Origin of the sequence: Mesorhizobium sp. CO1-1-11, assembly GCF_020164995.1 — a bacterium.
GTDB lineage: Bacteria > Pseudomonadota > Alphaproteobacteria > Rhizobiales > Rhizobiaceae > Mesorhizobium > Mesorhizobium australicum.
This window is the reverse complement of the sequence record NZ_JAIUHE010000031.1, coordinates 1-14,477: the sequence shown is the minus strand read 5'-3', so window position 1 is coordinate 14,477 and position 14,477 is coordinate 1. Positions and strand designations below refer to the sequence as shown.

Here is a 14,477-nt window from a genome sequence, read left to right as displayed (position 1 = left end):
CTCTACACTCCTTGGGCGATGGTGGCGAAAAGCCGCCGCGCCGCTTCGATTTCGTTTGGCCGCACCTCGTGCCCGCCTTCGTGCCACTCCACTGTGACATCGGCTCCGTCGGCGCGCAAATAGGCTTCGAGCCGCGCCGTCAGGTTCGGCGGGCAGATCGGATCGCGCCTGCCGGCGGTCACCAGGATGTGACGACCTGCAAGACTGCCCTTCACCTGCGGCTCGAACGGGATCAGCGGATGCATCAGCACCGTGGCGTCGAACAGGTCAGGGGTTTCGAACACCAGCGAAGCCAGGACGTTGGCGCCATTGGAATAGCCGAGGCCCAGCACGACCGATGGCTTCGCCGCCTCGACATGGGCCTGGACGAAGCCCGCCATCTTGGCCGTGGCCCGCGCCAGGTCGTCCATGTCATAGACGCCCTCGCCGGTGCGGCGGAAGAAGCGCGCGGCACCTTGCTCCGACACATCGCCGCGCGGCGAGACGATGGTGGCCTGGGGCGCGAGATCGCGCCCCAGCGAGACAAGCTGGCTCTCGTCGCCGCCTGTGCCATGGAAGACGAAAAGCAGCTGACCACCCGGCGAACCAGGCAGCACCTTGTGGGCGTAAGCGTCCTTGCTCATCGTCTCAACCCTCCAGCTTCTGCAGATGCTGTTCGAGATACGGCCGCAGATGCTGATGCTGCGTCGGCAGCTTCAGCGCCTCGCCGAGATGGGCGGTGTCCTCGTCCTTGTCGAAACCCGGCTCATTGGTGGCGACTTCGAACAGCACGCCGCCCGGCGTGCGGAAATAGATCGCCCAGAAATAATCGCGGTCGATCACCGGCGTCACCCCATAGCCCGTATCCATCAGCGCCTTGCGCACTTCGAGCTGCTTGGCGCGATTCTCGACGGCGAAGGCGACATGATGAACGGAGCCGGCGCCGAGATCGGCGAAGGGTGCGGTCGGCAGCGTTTCGATATCGACGAAATCGGCGCCATTGCCGTTCTTGACGGCGAGCCGCCTGACATTGCCTGACTTGTCGACCTCCTCGTAACCCATGAACTTCAACAGCTCCTCGGTGGCGCCGCCATCCTTCAGCCTCAGCGAAACCGAGTGAAAGCCGCGGATCGCCTCGTCCGCGGCAATACCGCCCTTCACCCAGGGCGCTCTGCCGTCGGCCTTGTCCTCGACCAGTGCAAAGCCATCGCCGTCCGGGCCGGCAAATGCGAGCCGCTTCTCGCCAAAGCTTTCCTCGCGGGCGACATTGGTTACGCCTTCGTCGGTGAAGCGTTTTTCCCAAGAGGCGAGCGTGCCTTCCGGCACGGAATAGACCGTGGTGCCGACTTCGCCGACGCCAGGACGGCCCTTGCCGATGTTGGGAAACGGGAAATAGGTCATCACCGAACCGGGTGTGCCGGCCTCGTCGCCATAATAGAGATGGTAGACGTCGGGCGCGTCGAAATTGACCGTCTTCTTGACCCGGCGCAGGCCGAGCTTGTGGGTGAAGAAATCATTGTTCTGCCGTGCATCCCTGGCCATCGAGGTGACGTGATGCAGGCCCTTGATCTGGTCGAGCATGGTCTCTGCTCCTTCCCTTGGTGTTTGTGCGGCCCTCGCCGCTCTCCTGGCCAATATGAGGATACGAGCGAGTATGGCAAAGGCTGCAAACACAGGATGGACTGTGCCTTAAAAGTGAACAATCCCAAGATCCTTGTTCACCGTTTAGCAAACAGCCCTGGCCTTGCGCGGTGGATGGAATCGGTTCCATGTGCGCATTCGACGTGCTGGAGAGGGGTAAGCGCAAGTGACTGGAAAAGGCAGGCGGCCGAATGTCCTTCTCATCACTTGCGACCAGTGGCGCGGCGATTGCCTGTCGGCTGTCGGCCATCCCCAGGTGAAGACGCCGAATGCCGATGCGCTGGCCGCCGACGGCGTGCTGTTCAAGCGCCATTACGGCGGCGCGGCGCCTTGCTCACCGGCCCGTGCCTGCCTCTACACCGGCCTCTATCAGATGAACAATCGTGTCTGCCGCAACGGCACGCCGCTCGACGCCCGCCATGGCAATATTGCGCTCGCCGCGCGCAGCGTCGGTTACGATCCGACCTTGTTCGGCTATACCGATGTGTCGCTCGATCCGCGCCAGCTTGCACCGGCCGATCCGCGGTTGCACAGCTATGAGGGTGTTCTGCCCGGCTTCACGGCGCGCCAATTGCTGCCCGAACATCAGAAGCAGTGGCTGTCCTGGCTGAAGCAGCAAGGCATCGATGCCGGCGCTGGAAGTCCTGACATTCATCGTCCGGTGGGCGAGGTCGACGGTGCGGTGACCGAAGCGCCACCCGTCTACTCCAGGGACCAGACGCCGACGGCCTTCCTTGCCGGCGAGTTCATCCGCTGGCTGGGCGAGCAGGACGAGGCCACGCCGTGGTTTGCGCATCTTTCCTTTATCAGCCCGCATCCGCCCTTCATCGTACCGGAACCGTACAACACTCAATACGATCCCGCGGACGGCCCCGCTTTTCACCGCGCGGAAAGTTGGCGCGCCGAATCTCAGGGCCACCCCTACGTCGCCTATGATCTCGATCGCCAAAAACGAGCGAAGTTCCGCCCCGGCGCCGCGGGCAAAGTGCACGACTGGAGCGAGGATGATTTCCGCCGCATCAGGGCGATCTATTACGGCATGATCTCGGAGGTGGACGCGCAGCTCGGCCGCCTGTGGCAAGCGCTGAAGACCGAAGCCGCGTGGGACAACACCATCATCGTGCTCACCTCCGACCATGCCGAAATGATGGGCGACCACTTCATGCTGGGTAAGGGCGGCTATTTCGACGGCAGCTACCATATCCCGCTGATCATCCGCGATCCACGCCACCGCAAGGCTGCCGGCAGCGCTGTCGATCGCTTCACCGAAGCGGTGGATATTTTGCCTACGCTCATCGACCTGCTCGGCGTGGCTCCCGAACCGCACCTTGACGGATGCTCGCTGAAACCCTTCCTGAGCGGTGGAACGCCCGCCATTTGGCGCGACGCCGCGCACTGGGAGTTCGACTTTCGCTCGATCGCCGGCGGTGAAGCCGAACGGCACTTCGGCATCACCTCGCGCCAGTGCAACCTCGCTGTCATCCGCACGAAGAAATTCAAGTACGTGCATTTTGGCGGCGGCCTGCCGCCGCTGCTTTTCGATGTGGAGGACGACCCTGGCGAATTGAAGAACCTCGCCGGCAGCCCGGCACATCGTTCCACCCGGCTGGAATTCGCCGAAAGGCTGCTCGCCTGGCGGGCCGAACATCTCGACCAGTCGCTTGCCCTCTTGGAACTGACGGAAAACGGAGTGGCTGGATATTCCACGTCGCAAGCAGGGCGGTAGGGGATTACCCTACCGCCCTGTATCCTTGCCTATCGAAGTATCCTTGTCTGTCGAAGTATTCTACCGGACGATCAGACGCTGCTCGTCGCGCTTCTGGGCGTAGGAGCCCTTGTCGTAAGCCGCTTGCTTCTCGAGCTGCTCCTTGGTGAAGGTCGTATAAAGATACTTCTTACCGTTCTTGTCGGTCATGAACTTCAAATTATCCATGCCGACCGCGACCTCCTTCTCGCCAATGCCGAGGAAGCCGCCGACATCGACGATCACGGCGTCGGGTTTCTTGTCGGGGGTCAGCACCACATCGCCGATCTCACCGACCTTGGCGTCGTTGGCGCCATAGACCGTCGTACCCTTCAGGTCGTCGCCCCTGATCTCTCCAACCGGCATCTCGGTAAGCTTGGACTTGTCGATGGCCGCGGTCTGTGTCTGGTCAGGAGCCGTGGCGTCAGCCGGCGCCGCCGCAGTCTTGTCCGCCGGAGCGGCGGCGGGAGCTGTCGCGGCGGACGGCGCCGCTGCGGGCGCGGTTGGCGTCGGTTCATTGGATGCCGTCGTTGCCGGCGCCGGATCATAGGCCTTGCGGTTGAAATCCGGCTGCGCCTGCAGCTCTTCCTTGGTGGTCTGCGCCACCAGCCAGCGGTCGCCGTTCTTCTGTGCCCACTGCGCCTTGGCGAAATCATAAGCCACGTTCTTTTCGCCCATGCCCAGGAACCCGCCGACGCCAATAATCAGCGACTGCGCCTTGCCTTCCTTGGTCAGCACGATGTCGTTCACATCGCCGATCTTCTGGGCGTCATCGCCGGTGCCGTTGTAGACATTTTCGCCGATGATGTTTGTGGCGAGGTTGCCATCAGCCGGTTTGACCGGCTCGGCGTTCGTGGACTGCTGCGCGGTGTCGGTCGATGTGGCCGGCGCCTGTGCGGTCGTCGCTGCGGCCGGGGCCGGCGCGTAAGCCTTGCTGTCGAACTCCGGATGCGCCTTCAGTTCATCCTTGGTGGTCTGCGCCACCAGCCAGCGATCGCCGTTCTTCTCGGCCCATTGCAGCTTGTCGTAGTCGAAGGCGACATTCTTGGTTCCCACGCCAAGGAAACCGCCTACGCCGATGACGACGGATTTCGCCATGCCGTCCTTGTCGAAGACCACGTCAGTGACCTTGCCGATATTCTCGGCATTGTCGCCAGTGCCATTGTAGACGGTTTCGCCGATGATGTTGGTGACGATGCTGCCTTCAGCGCGCGGCACCGGCGCCGTCGCGGCCGGCTCCTGGGCGGCGGGCTGGTTCGCTGGGGCTGGGGTTGCAGCGCTCTGCGCGAAGGCGCCGGTTGCAACCATTGTCGCAAGGGCGGTCGTCGCTAAAAGGGTGCGGATCATGATGGTCTCTCCTCGTGCCTGATTTCGTACATGCCGCGCCCGGTTGAACCCCTCGCTGGGATCGGACGCGACATCTCTGCAGGTTCACAACGTCGTGACCATGCTGTTGTTCCGACAAAACCGCGATGGCCGAAGTCAAATCCAAGAAGCGTATCTGACCGCCCGCTGCCGAAAACCAGGGTCTGGCCATAGATTCCAGCCCTGCCGGAACTATTCCTGGTTTGCCGCGTTTCAGCCGTCGGCTGGGGTACCCCGGCCCGTATGAAGTGAGCAGCGGAGCGGGGCATGAAATTCGCAGCGGTGCTGAACCGGGACGGAGGCACCTTGCGCACCACCGATCTCGCCGCCTTTTCGGACCGGATGCGTCAGACGCTGGAATCGGCGGGCCACTCTCTCAGCATAGACATCGTTGCCGGCAAGGACGTCGTTGACACCCTCGACAGCGCTGCGTCGCGCCGCACCGTCGACGTCGTGCTCGCCGGAGGCGGTGACGGCACCATCTCGGCCGCGGCCGCCAGGCTGATGGGCAGGAAAAAGGCGCTCGCCATATTGCCGGCCGGCACCATGAACCTGTTCGCGCGCGGCCTTGGTATTCCGCAGTCGCTCGATGCGGCGCTGAAATCCTTTGCCGACGGCGAAATCATCGCAGTCGACATGGCAACGGCCAATGGCCAGCCTTTCGTTCATCAGTTCTCGATCGGCATGCATGCCAAGATGGTGCAACTGCGCCAGGGCATGGAATTCGGCTCACGCCTGGGCAAGATCGGCGCTTCAGCCAAGGCAGCCTGGGCGACGATCAAGAACCCGCCGGCAATGAAGGTCACGCTCGGCATCGGTGAAGCGGAGATGACTGCCCGCATATCCGGCCTCGGCGTGACCAACAATCTCTTCGGCGAAGGTCACCTGCCCTATGCCGACAATCCAGCCGGTGGCGTGCTCGGCATTTACGTCACGGTAGCGCAGCAGCGCGCCGAACTGGTCAAGTTTTTGTTCAACGTGGCGCGCGGCAAGTGGCGTGACAACGAACATGTCGAAATCCACCAGGCCGACAGGGTGACCCTCAAAATCCATTCCGGCGGCAGGAAATTCCGCGCCGTCATGGACGGCGAACTGGTCAGGCTCGATCGTGAGACGACGATCGAAATCAAACCTGGAGCGCTCAATGTGCTGGTGCCGGCCAGCGTCGCCCAGGTGAAGGCCGCCTGATGCTGTGTGAAGTCATCAAGGGACTGACTTCAGCCGGAGGGCGCCGGACTGGTGCTCGGCGGCGTGGGGACATGTTGCTCGTCGCTGTTCGGCGCCTTGATCAACACGCCGTAGATCTCGGCGACGCCCCAGGCGACGAGCACCAGGAGCAGTCCGGCGATCAGGATTCGGAACCCATGCCAGCCCCACCGCCCCTGACGCGCTTTGTTTTCGGGAATGTTCCTGGCCATGGCGGGTCCTCGTCTGGTTTCGCGTCGGCTGACGCGATCGGCAAATCACGCTCGGGTAACGGTCCCTCGCAAGGATGGTTCCGGCTGCAGGGCTGTCCCGGGCCGGCGACGGCAAGGACATCAAGACAAGTCACGGGAACTTGGTTTGAATAGCAGGGTGGAAACAGCAGCCGGTCTGCCGGCCGAGGTTGCGCGCGCCGTGCAGGACGAGCACCGGCTGGCCGTGCTGCACTGGCTTGAGATGCTGGATACGGCGGCCGACCCGGATTTCGACCGCATCGGCGGCTTTGCCGCCGCCGTGATGCGCGCGCCAATCGCCCTGGTCACACTTGTCGACCTCGATCGGCAATGGTTCAAATCCTGTTCTGGCATGGAAGAAACACAGATTACGACAGCCATTTCCTTCTGTGCGCACGCCATCGCCGCTGGCGATGAGCCGATGGTGGTGACGGACGCAGCGGCCGACCAGCGTTTCCACGCCAATCCGCTGGTGACCGGCAAGCATCATGTGCGCTTCTATGCCGGCGTCCCAATCATTGTCGCGGGAGCGCGGATCGGAACCCTGTGCGTCATGCACCGCAAGCCGTGTGCCCACCCGTCCCGGTCCAAGCTGGACCAGTTGAAAACGCTCGCCGGCCTCGCCGGCAGCCTGTTCACCCTGAAGCACGCGACCCGCACCGGCGCTGTCGCCGAAGCCGCGCTCGCGCGCGAGGAAAAGCGGCGCGCCGTCGCCCTCGATGCTGCTTCGCTGGCAAGTTGGGCCTGGGACGTCCGCACCGACGTCATCGACTGCGACGTCCGATTGCCGGAATTGTTCAACCTGCCGCGCTCGACAAGGTTGCGGGCCCGCGATGTTCTGACAGCCATCGATCCACGCGACGTCCACCAGACCGAAACCAGCTTTCGTGATGCCTTGACCGGCAGTGACGACTATTTTGGCGAATACCGGGTGAATGGCTTCCATCCACCGCGATGGGTGGCCACGCGCGGCCGTGTCATCGAGCGCGATGGCGAAGGCAAGCCGACGCTGATTTTCGGCGTCAACTACGACATTTCGGAACGCAAGCTCGGTGACGAACGGCAACGGCTCCTGCTGCGTGAACTCAACCACCGGGTCAAGAACACGCTGGCGACGGTCCAGGCGCTGGCGACGCAGACCGTGCGCCATGCCCGCCAACCGAGCGAATTCCTCAAAGCCTTCAGCGCCCGGCTTCAAGCCCTGGGTATCGCCCATGGCCTGCTGTCCGACCGCGAGTGGCGCGGTATCGGCATCCGCGAACTCGTCCAGATCGAGATCAGGCCTTTCGACAACGCCGCCCAGCCGCGGCTGGCAATCTCGGGCGCCGATCTGCTGCTGTCTCCCGATCAGGCCGTCGGCCTCGGGCTGATCTTGCACGAACTGGCCAGCAACGCGCTGCAGTATGGGTCACTGTCGGTTGCGTCAGGCAAGGTTGATCTCGACTGGAAAGCCCAAGGCAAGAATGGTGACAGGCGCCTGGTGTTCACCTGGCGCGAAAGCGGCGGTCCTGAAGTAGCGCCGCCCGAGCGGCAAGGCTTCGGCTCGATCCTCATCCGGCGCAGCCTGGCCAAGGTCATTTCGAGCGAAGTAACCCACGAATTCCGGCGCGATGGGGTCTTCGCCGAAATATCGATGCCGCTGGAAGATCTGTCGAGATGACGTGAGCATGGCCGCCGGCGCGACTACCCCTCGCCGGCATCCGGGTGGTGGTCGGTGTCGGACTTCACATTCTCGCGGTAGATGGCATAGGCCGCGAGTGCCACGGCCGGACCAAGAATAACCCCGAGCCCACCTTTTCCCTTGAGCCCACCTTTGAGCCCACCTTTGAGCAATGCCGGAAGCACAGCCAGCGCGGCCGTAATGCCGATCGCTTTCATGTCGGTCTTGCGCCGCCTAGCCTCGCGGCGCATCCGCGTGCCCGACATCAGCCGATGGGTCAAAAGAACAAGGCCTGCGATGACCAGAAAGCCGACACCGAAACCAATCGCCGCCGCCAGCGATCCATAGCGGGCCGATGCCCAGATATAGGCCGCGCCGACCAGGAAGCCGATACCGCAAAACACCGCCAGCGCGGCAAGCATATAGACGATGGCCGCCGTCCGTGCTCGACGTATGGCGGCCACGGTTTCGCCCGAGGCGAAACCCGAGAGCAACGATGCCAGCAGTCCCATCTCGGCGGAACTAGCGACGCGTGAGCAGCGCGAACAGGAAGCCGACGCCGGCGGCGATAGCCAGCGACGTCACCGGCTTTTCGCGTACGCTTGCCACCATCTGCGCCTCGATATCCCTGGCATTACCGCGCAAGCTGTCGAAGGCGGCCTCCCCTTGGGCGCGCAACTGTTCGACGCCTTCGGCCGCCGCGCGCCGCGCCGTGCCGTAGCCGTGTTCACCGGTCTTGGCCAATTGTTTGGTGAGCTTGTCGATATCGGCCTTCAGCTGCCTGATGTCGGCTTCCAGATCCGGATTCGTCCGCGCTTCGTTGGCTGTCTTCCCTGCGACGGTGGCCATTGCTTAACTCCTTGTGATTGCTCGATTTCAAACGCGCCTTGCGTCTCAAGGTTCCGATGTCGAGACAAACTACCCGAAAACCCGGTCACGCGCACCCGATCCGCCCCGGCAAGGTGTCGGTCAGATCAGCGGCCGGCGGCCCTCGGACAGCCCCTCCCAGCCGGCGAGCTGTTTCAGACCTTCAATGTCGACGACACCGCAACCGCCGTCGCGCCAGACGATCAGCTGACGGTCCATCAGCTTGCGGATTGTCTTGTTGGTGTGAACCAACGACAAGCCAAGCGTATCGGCGATGTGCTGCTGCGTGATCGGTATCTGGATGGACTGCGTGCCGTTCAGGCCCACGACCTTGGCGCGGCTGGCGATGAAGGCGACAAGATAGGCGGCGCGTTCGATTGCGCTGCGGCGGCCGACACTGAGCAGGTTCTCGTCCAGCATCCGCTCTTCACGCGAAGCGATCCAGGTGATGTCGTAGGCGAGGCCCGGATGGTTGCGGTAGATCTCGAGCAGATTGTCGCGTTCGAACACGCAAAGCAGCATTGGCGACAGCGCCTCGACGGAATGCTGCATTTCCCCCATGACGCTGCCTTGCAGACCGATGAGATCGCCGGGCATGAGGTAATTGAGGATCTGCCGGCGGCCGTCCTGCAGCAGCTTGTAGCGGAACGCCCAGCCGGACAGCACAGTGTAGAGATGCGCGCTGTGGCTTCCTTCCACGAGAACCGTGGCACCCTTGTCGACCGCGAGTTCTCCCTTCTTGAACTTGCTGATGAAGGCCAGCTCCGGCTTCTCGAACTCCCGGAACACCGGCAGGGACCGCAACGGGCATTGCTCGCAGGGGTATTGACGGCTTGAGGAAGAGCGCCCGGTCTGGCTCGGCATTTCGACCCCCTTGCGAATGCCTGCCGTGAGCAGGTCTGTTTTTGCGTGTTGCCGAGATCGGCCTGTCGGCGGATGTCTTTTTTAAATGACAACACACCAAATTGCGATCATGACTCCCGGCGTTTCAAGGAGCAATTGCCTGTGCCCCAATTACTTGATGGATTGCGCATTCTTGTCCTGGAGGATGAGTTCCTCATCGCCATGGATGTCGAGCAACTCTGCCGTGACCACGGTGCAGGCGAGGTGGTGGTTGCCCGCGATTTGGCCGAGGTCGATGGCCGGAAGGTCGCGAAGGATTTCGACGCGGCCATTGTCGACCTGATGCTGGGTGGCGCCTCGACGCTCGAATTTGCCGCAGGCCTTCGTGAGACCGGCGTCCCGTTCGTGTTTGCGTCCGGTTATTCGGATGCGGATGAGATCAAGGCGTCCTTCCCGGGGGTGAGGCTGGTCACCAAGCCCTATTCGGGCGAAGACCTCGTCGAGGCCGTGGCGCTGGCCTATGGTCGCGGCTCCCCTGGCTGAGACTGACGCGACAACGTCCGAATCGCCGTTATGCGGCCCCGCATTTCAATGCGCAGCCGTTCCCGTGACCTGAGCCGAAATCGCGTCGGGGCCATACTCGTCCTCACCTGAGATTTTCAGGATTTCCTGCAGGCGCGTGCGGGCCCTGCTGACGCGGCTTTTGATCGTTCCGACCGCGCACCCGCAGATTTCGGCGGCCTCCTCATAAGAAAAACCCGATGCGCCGATCAGGATGATGGCTTCGCGCTGGTCCTCCGGCAATTGCTCGAGTGCCCCGCGAAAATCCTTGAGGTCGAGCTGGCCGTGCTGGGCCGGGTGCACTGCAAGCCGGGCCGTCATGATGCCGTCGCTGTCCTGCACCTCGCGACCGCGCTTGCGCATTTGCGAATAGAATTCATTGCGCAGTATCGTGAAAAGCCATGCCTTGAGGTTGGTGCCGGGCTGGAAGCTTTCATGCTTGTCCCAGGCCTTGACCAACGTTTCCTGAACGAGGTCATCGGCCTTGTCGGCATTCTGCGTCAGCGACACGGCAAAGGCCCGCAAGCTCGGGATCGCCCCAAGCAGATCGGTCTTGAAGCCTTGGGAGACCGCTGCCATGTCCCTAGTCCTTCTTCTGTGCGGGTTCGGCCTGTTCCAGTTGGCTGAGCAACTGGGCGAAGCGATCCGGCACATTGTCGGAGACCAGCTCGTCGTAATATTGTTTGAGTTTGCGTCCGATTTCGGAATTCGGCCCTAACGGATCGCCGTCGCCGTTCCGGCGCCTGCCCGTGACGCCAGCCAGAATATCTTTGGTCATGTCCTTCATTTCGCCCTTTATTTCCCAGAACTCAAGCCGCTCACAACACAACACAAGGCAAGCGGCACCCTCGTCTGGTTGCCCATCCCGGCACTAAAACGCCATTGCCGGTGATTCGTTCCATATCGGCGGAACTTTTTCAGAAAAGCGGCGTTGTTCCCACGGGGCTTGCAATCGGCATAGCCTGGAATCCGTTCAACGCGTCATCTGAGGGAGACGTCTATTATGAGCTTGTCCGCCACCATCGCTCCGCATCTGCCGTTCCTGCGGCGCTTTTCGCGTGCCGTCTCGGGATCGCAGGAGAGCGGCGACGCGCTGGTCGCCGCGATGCTTGAGGCGATCATTGCCGATGTCGACATCTTCCCCGAGGCGTCGAGTGACCGGATCGCACTATACAAGGTTTTCGCCAAGCTCTTCACATCGGTTGCCATCCGCGTTCCGCAAGAGCAGACACAGGCGGGCTGGGAACAGCGCGCGGCCGCCAATCTCAATGCGATCGCGCCGCTTCCCCGCCAGGCCTTCCTGCTGGTTGCCGTCGAAGGTTTCAGCGAGGACGAGGCGGCCGAGATCCTCGATGTCGGCGACCAGCAGTTCTCCGAGCTGCTTGCCCAGGCAAGCAACGAGATTTCCCGTCAGGTGGCGACCGACGTGCTGATCATCGAGGATGAGCCGCTCATTGCCATGGATATAGAGGAGATGGTCGAGAGCCTCGGCCATCGGGTGGTGGGCACGGCGCGCACCCATGCCGAAGCGGTGACGATGTTCGGCAAGACCCGACCGAAGATGGTGCTGGCCGACATCCAGCTCGCCGACGGCAGCTCGGGCATCGAGGCGGTGAACGAAATCCTCTCGTCGACATCGGTGCCGGTAATCTTCATCACCGCTTTTCCCGAGCGTCTGCTGACCGGAGAGCGTCCGGAGCCTGCCTTCCTCGTGACCAAGCCGTTCAATCCCGACATGGTGAAGGCGCTGATCAGCCAGGCGCTCTTCTTCGATCGGCAGGCCAAGGCCGCTGCATAAATCGCGGCCTCCGCGAGCCGGACAAGGACATAAAAGGCCACTGGGTGCGATGCATTCGGTGGCCTTCTTGACAAGCCGGATCGGCCGCCAGCGAATTTCCAGCCCGCGCTGCCTGGAACGGTTTGCAAGCATCGGCTTTTTCGGCGAATGGTGGAACAAACCGCATTTACCCACGTTTTCACCGTATCATTGGAAGGAGATGAACCATGCTTTACTGGGCGCTCGTATTTCTCGTCGTGGCGATTATTGCCGGCGCGCTTGGTTTCGGCGGCATCGCCGGCACATCCGCCGGTATCGCGCAGATATTGTTCTTCATCTTCCTCGCATTCCTGGTCATTTCGCTTTTGGCCGGCCTTTTCAGACGGGCGTGAGCCTGGCGACTGAATAGAGGAACACTGGAAGCCGCACCCCTCAAACGGTTTCCAGCCACCGCCGGGCGGTGTCCTTTACTGGACGCCGTCCGGCGGACCGCTTTAGGAAGGGTGGTTATCCCGATTCATTTGGAACCGATGTGGCAGGTGAGCGGTTCAGTCAGAGTTGGGGTGGACAGGTTGACCGATGCGCTCTAGGACTTCAGATAGAGAGGAAGGCGCACGGGGCGATGAAGTGATCGCCTTGCATCCCGCGGAGAGCGGCATGCAGCTTGGCCGGGCTCTTCTCCACGCGCTCCACAATGCCGGCATTTCCGTCCTCTATCAGGATCGCGAGATGAAGACCGTATGGGCCCGCAACATGCGCGCCCCGTGGGCCTCCGACGATGTCGATGGCAACGGCATTTTGCCGACGGCGCAGACCGACCGCATCGGCGCCGCCAAGCGCGATGTGATCGCGACCGGCAATCCCCAGCGCCTTGAAATCAGTGTCCCGGTCGAGAATGGCGTTCGCTGGTTTCAGATTTGGGTCGATGCCGACCGAGGCGACGATGGCGATGTACAGGGCGTCGTCACCACCATGGTCGAGACGACCGAGCAAAAGCGGCGTGAACAGACGTTGACGACGCTGCTGCGGGAAGTCAGCCATCGCTCGAAGAACCTCCTGGCGATCATCCAGAGCATCGCGACCCAGACCGGTCGCTATTCCGACGGCATCGGCGATTTCCTGACGCGCTTCCGCGGCCGGCTGCAGTCGCTGGCCTCCTCCCAGGATCTGGTGACATCCTCCAATTGGCGAGGGGCAGCCCTTCATGAACTGGTGGCGGGCCAGGTCGGCCGCTATGGCGCGAACCCGTCGCACAGCCTCCGTTTTCGTGGCGCCAATCCTTACCTCAATCCCAACGCCGCACTGCATATCGGGCTGGCGATGCATGAACTTGCCGTCAACTCGTTGAGCTACGGCGCCCTGTCCCGGCCGGATGGCTTCGTCGAGGTTACCGCCCAACTCGACGCTGCTGCCACGGGGGAGGTTGCGCTGTCGCTGACATGGGCCGAAACGATAGAAGCCAATCGCGGTGGCGGCGGTCAACGGCGCTTCGGAAGCGTTGCGTTGGAGCGGGTGGTGCCGGCATCCCTGAACGGAACCGCGAACCTGGATATCGGCGAGGGCCACCTCGAATATCGCCTTGTCGTGCCGCACAGCAATTTCGAGACGCAGTGAGAGCCTGGCAAACAACAATCCTTAACCGGCTGTTCACCATAAGCGCGGATGCTGTTTTTCCCAGATACCGTCGGAACCTGCCCCGCCTTCGGAGATTGTTGGCAGGCTCGAAGCACGGTACGGGAGGAATGTCTTGACGATTGCCGACATGAACAGATTGGAACAAGCCGCCCGTGTTTCGATGGGCGAATTTCTGGAATCCGAACCCTCCATGGAGGCACTCCCTGAAGCAGGTAGGGGGTTGATGAAGGGGATCGTTCTTGCCGCGGCCGCGATCATGGTGCTGGCCATTTTCTGGCAGTTGACCTGACTAAATCTGCTCTCCTCTCCGTCGCGCCAATTGAAGTCGCCGGGCAGGCTAACGCCGCAGCGTGAGGAGCCGCGGTTTTCTCCGAACTATTCGCGTAACGCTGTTGGAATGACAGGAACTTTTTGACGATGCCGGCCGTTAATGCGGCCAGAGGAACATCTGTCATGGAACACATAGCCGCGTTGCTGCTGGTGATCGGTTGCTCGAACACGATGGCCGAATGTCGGGAATTGCAGGTCCCTGTCAGTGTTTTTGCGACTGCTGACGAATGCACCGCTGAGCGCCCCTTCGCGATGGGCGACGTGCAGGGGCAGGCGCAGCATGTCGTCGCCAAATGCCTCGCGGTCGATCCCGCCCTGGAGGACGACTACGATCAGATTGTCTGGAAGGTGCGGCCAGATGGTAGTCTTGACGCTTCGTTGGCCATATCCAACCTCGTCATGGCATCTAACACGAACCGCCCAGAAAAAGACGACCTTAGCCAACAATAAATTGCAGCAGCAAAGGCCGTCGTTTCGTGCTAAATGGCGGTTGGAGCTTACCAAAGTGTGGACACAAGTGAGGAGTGACTCTATGCGGAAAATACTTATTGCCATGGTTGCGGTGGTTGCCGTCAGCGGCTGCACCACGACCGAGCAGGACGTCGTCGGCGGCGGCTTGATCGGCGCGGGGGTGGGTGG

18 protein-coding genes are annotated in these 14,477 nt (G+C 62.1%); 9 read left to right on the top strand and 9 right to left on the bottom strand.

All coding sequences use genetic code 11. The features are described from left to right. Positions 1-2: 2 nt before the first annotated feature. Together LB554_RS27290 and LB554_RS27285 are read right to left on the bottom strand one after the other, a co-directional pair. On the bottom strand, positions 3-623 hold the full coding sequence (locus LB554_RS27290) for an alpha/beta hydrolase (RefSeq protein WP_140822452.1): 621 nt from the start codon (positions 621-623) through the stop codon (positions 3-5). A 4-nt stretch (positions 624-627) separates the two neighbouring features. Then, positions 628-1,560 (bottom strand): VOC family protein, encoded by a 933-nt coding sequence (locus LB554_RS27285; RefSeq protein WP_140712723.1) that lies wholly within the window; start codon positions 1,558-1,560, stop codon positions 628-630. A 226-nt stretch (positions 1,561-1,786) separates the two neighbouring features. Between LB554_RS27285 and LB554_RS27280 the strand changes: the two genes are divergently transcribed. Then, positions 1,787-3,346, top strand: coding sequence for an alkaline phosphatase family protein (locus tag LB554_RS27280; RefSeq protein ID WP_224587897.1), 1,560 nt, complete (start codon positions 1,787-1,789; stop codon positions 3,344-3,346). Between the two features lie 60 nt (positions 3,347-3,406). Here LB554_RS27280 and LB554_RS27275 read toward each other — a convergent pair whose 3' ends face one another. Beyond that, entirely contained in the window at positions 3,407-4,711 is a 1,305-nt protein-coding gene (locus tag LB554_RS27275) for a PRC-barrel domain-containing protein (RefSeq protein ID WP_224587895.1), read from the bottom strand. 285 nt (positions 4,712-4,996) lie between these two features. Here LB554_RS27275 and LB554_RS27270 point away from each other — a divergent pair, with 285 nt between their 5' ends. Continuing rightward, positions 4,997-5,917 (top strand): diacylglycerol/lipid kinase family protein, encoded by a 921-nt coding sequence (locus tag LB554_RS27270; protein ID WP_140616737.1) that lies wholly within the window; start codon positions 4,997-4,999, stop codon positions 5,915-5,917. Between the two features lie 29 nt (positions 5,918-5,946). Here the strand turns inward: LB554_RS27270 and LB554_RS27265 are convergent, their stop codons facing one another. Then, entirely contained in the window at positions 5,947-6,147 is a 201-nt protein-coding gene (locus tag LB554_RS27265; RefSeq protein WP_023774118.1) for a hypothetical protein, read from the bottom strand. Between the two features lie 145 nt (positions 6,148-6,292). On the opposite strand from LB554_RS27265, the gene LB554_RS27260 reads away from it, so the two are divergent. Next, positions 6,293-7,825, top strand: a complete 1,533-nt coding sequence (locus LB554_RS27260) for a sensor histidine kinase (protein ID WP_224587893.1) — start codon at positions 6,293-6,295, stop codon at positions 7,823-7,825. A gap of 23 nt (positions 7,826-7,848) precedes the next feature. Here LB554_RS27260 and LB554_RS27255 read toward each other — a convergent pair whose 3' ends face one another. From LB554_RS27255 to LB554_RS27245, 3 genes are all read right to left on the bottom strand, one after another. Further along, positions 7,849-8,337, bottom strand: coding sequence for a hypothetical protein (locus LB554_RS27255; protein ID WP_140720109.1), 489 nt, complete (start codon positions 8,335-8,337; stop codon positions 7,849-7,851). 10 nt (positions 8,338-8,347) lie between these two features. Further along, the gene (locus LB554_RS27250) at positions 8,348-8,674 is read right to left on the bottom strand and encodes a YqjD family protein (protein ID WP_015315401.1); all 327 of its coding nucleotides are present in this window, start codon (positions 8,672-8,674) and stop codon (positions 8,348-8,350) included. Positions 8,675-8,794: 120 nt separating this feature from the next. Beyond that, complete coding sequence (locus LB554_RS27245) at positions 8,795-9,556, bottom strand: Crp/Fnr family transcriptional regulator (protein ID WP_140789810.1); 762 nt, start codon at positions 9,554-9,556, stop codon at positions 8,795-8,797. A 72-nt stretch (positions 9,557-9,628) separates the two neighbouring features. Between LB554_RS27245 and LB554_RS27240 the strand changes: the two genes are divergently transcribed. After that, positions 9,629-10,078, top strand: coding sequence for a response regulator (locus LB554_RS27240; RefSeq protein ID WP_140789866.1), 450 nt, complete (start codon positions 9,629-9,631; stop codon positions 10,076-10,078). A gap of 45 nt (positions 10,079-10,123) precedes the next feature. Here LB554_RS27240 and LB554_RS27235 read toward each other — a convergent pair whose 3' ends face one another. Further along, on the bottom strand, positions 10,124-10,675 hold the full coding sequence (locus tag LB554_RS27235) for an RNA polymerase sigma factor (RefSeq protein ID WP_010911883.1): 552 nt from the start codon (positions 10,673-10,675) through the stop codon (positions 10,124-10,126). Positions 10,676-10,679: 4 nt separating this feature from the next. Beyond that, positions 10,680-10,883, bottom strand: coding sequence for a NepR family anti-sigma factor (locus LB554_RS27230; RefSeq protein ID WP_140616734.1), 204 nt, complete (start codon positions 10,881-10,883; stop codon positions 10,680-10,682). A 216-nt stretch (positions 10,884-11,099) separates the two neighbouring features. Here LB554_RS27230 and LB554_RS27225 point away from each other — a divergent pair, with 216 nt between their 5' ends. From LB554_RS27225 to LB554_RS27205, 5 genes are all read left to right on the top strand, one after another. Continuing rightward, positions 11,100-11,894 (top strand): response regulator, encoded by a 795-nt coding sequence (locus LB554_RS27225; RefSeq protein WP_015315397.1) that lies wholly within the window; start codon positions 11,100-11,102, stop codon positions 11,892-11,894. 206 nt (positions 11,895-12,100) lie between these two features. Then, on the top strand, positions 12,101-12,265 hold the full coding sequence (locus LB554_RS27220) for a DUF1328 domain-containing protein (RefSeq protein WP_010911886.1): 165 nt from the start codon (positions 12,101-12,103) through the stop codon (positions 12,263-12,265). A 187-nt stretch (positions 12,266-12,452) separates the two neighbouring features. Beyond that, positions 12,453-13,487 carry a sensor histidine kinase gene (locus tag LB554_RS27215; protein WP_224587892.1) on the top strand — a complete coding sequence of 345 codons (1,035 nt, stop codon included), beginning with the start codon at positions 12,453-12,455 and terminating at the stop codon, positions 13,485-13,487. 133 nt (positions 13,488-13,620) lie between these two features. Then, positions 13,621-13,797, top strand: a complete 177-nt coding sequence (locus LB554_RS27210) for a hypothetical protein (protein WP_181171156.1) — start codon at positions 13,621-13,623, stop codon at positions 13,795-13,797. A gap of 164 nt (positions 13,798-13,961) precedes the next feature. Beyond that, positions 13,962-14,288 carry a hypothetical protein gene (locus tag LB554_RS27205; RefSeq protein ID WP_140874868.1) on the top strand — a complete coding sequence of 109 codons (327 nt, stop codon included), beginning with the start codon at positions 13,962-13,964 and terminating at the stop codon, positions 14,286-14,288. The last annotated feature ends 189 nt before the right edge of the window (positions 14,289-14,477 follow it).

Coding starts and splice junctions, on each gene's coding strand:
- LB554_RS27220 (WP_010911886.1), top strand. CDS start 12,101: ATGCTTTACTGGGCGCTCGTATTTCTCGTCGTGGCGATTATTGCCGGC.
- LB554_RS27215 (WP_224587892.1), top strand. CDS start 12,453: ATGCGCTCTAGGACTTCAGATAGAGAGGAAGGCGCACGGGGCGATGAA.
- LB554_RS27290 (WP_140822452.1), bottom strand. CDS start 623: ATGAGCAAGGACGCTTACGCCCACAAGGTGCTGCCTGGTTCGCCGGGT.
- LB554_RS27240 (WP_140789866.1), top strand. CDS start 9,629: ATGTCTTTTTTAAATGACAACACACCAAATTGCGATCATGACTCCCGG.
- LB554_RS27225 (WP_015315397.1), top strand. CDS start 11,100: ATGAGCTTGTCCGCCACCATCGCTCCGCATCTGCCGTTCCTGCGGCGC.
- LB554_RS27250 (WP_015315401.1), bottom strand. CDS start 8,674: ATGGCCACCGTCGCAGGGAAGACAGCCAACGAAGCGCGGACGAATCCG.
- LB554_RS27275 (WP_224587895.1), bottom strand. CDS start 4,711: ATGATCCGCACCCTTTTAGCGACGACCGCCCTTGCGACAATGGTTGCA.
- LB554_RS27285 (WP_140712723.1), bottom strand. CDS start 1,560: ATGCTCGACCAGATCAAGGGCCTGCATCACGTCACCTCGATGGCCAGG.
- LB554_RS27245 (WP_140789810.1), bottom strand. CDS start 9,556: ATGCCGAGCCAGACCGGGCGCTCTTCCTCAAGCCGTCAATACCCCTGC.
- LB554_RS27255 (WP_140720109.1), bottom strand. CDS start 8,337: ATGGGACTGCTGGCATCGTTGCTCTCGGGTTTCGCCTCGGGCGAAACC.
- LB554_RS27230 (WP_140616734.1), bottom strand. CDS start 10,883: ATGAAGGACATGACCAAAGATATTCTGGCTGGCGTCACGGGCAGGCGC.
- LB554_RS27235 (WP_010911883.1), bottom strand. CDS start 10,675: ATGGCAGCGGTCTCCCAAGGCTTCAAGACCGATCTGCTTGGGGCGATC.
- LB554_RS27270 (WP_140616737.1), top strand. CDS start 4,997: ATGAAATTCGCAGCGGTGCTGAACCGGGACGGAGGCACCTTGCGCACC.
- LB554_RS27265 (WP_023774118.1), bottom strand. CDS start 6,147: ATGGCCAGGAACATTCCCGAAAACAAAGCGCGTCAGGGGCGGTGGGGC.
- LB554_RS27205 (WP_140874868.1), top strand. CDS start 13,962: ATGGAACACATAGCCGCGTTGCTGCTGGTGATCGGTTGCTCGAACACG.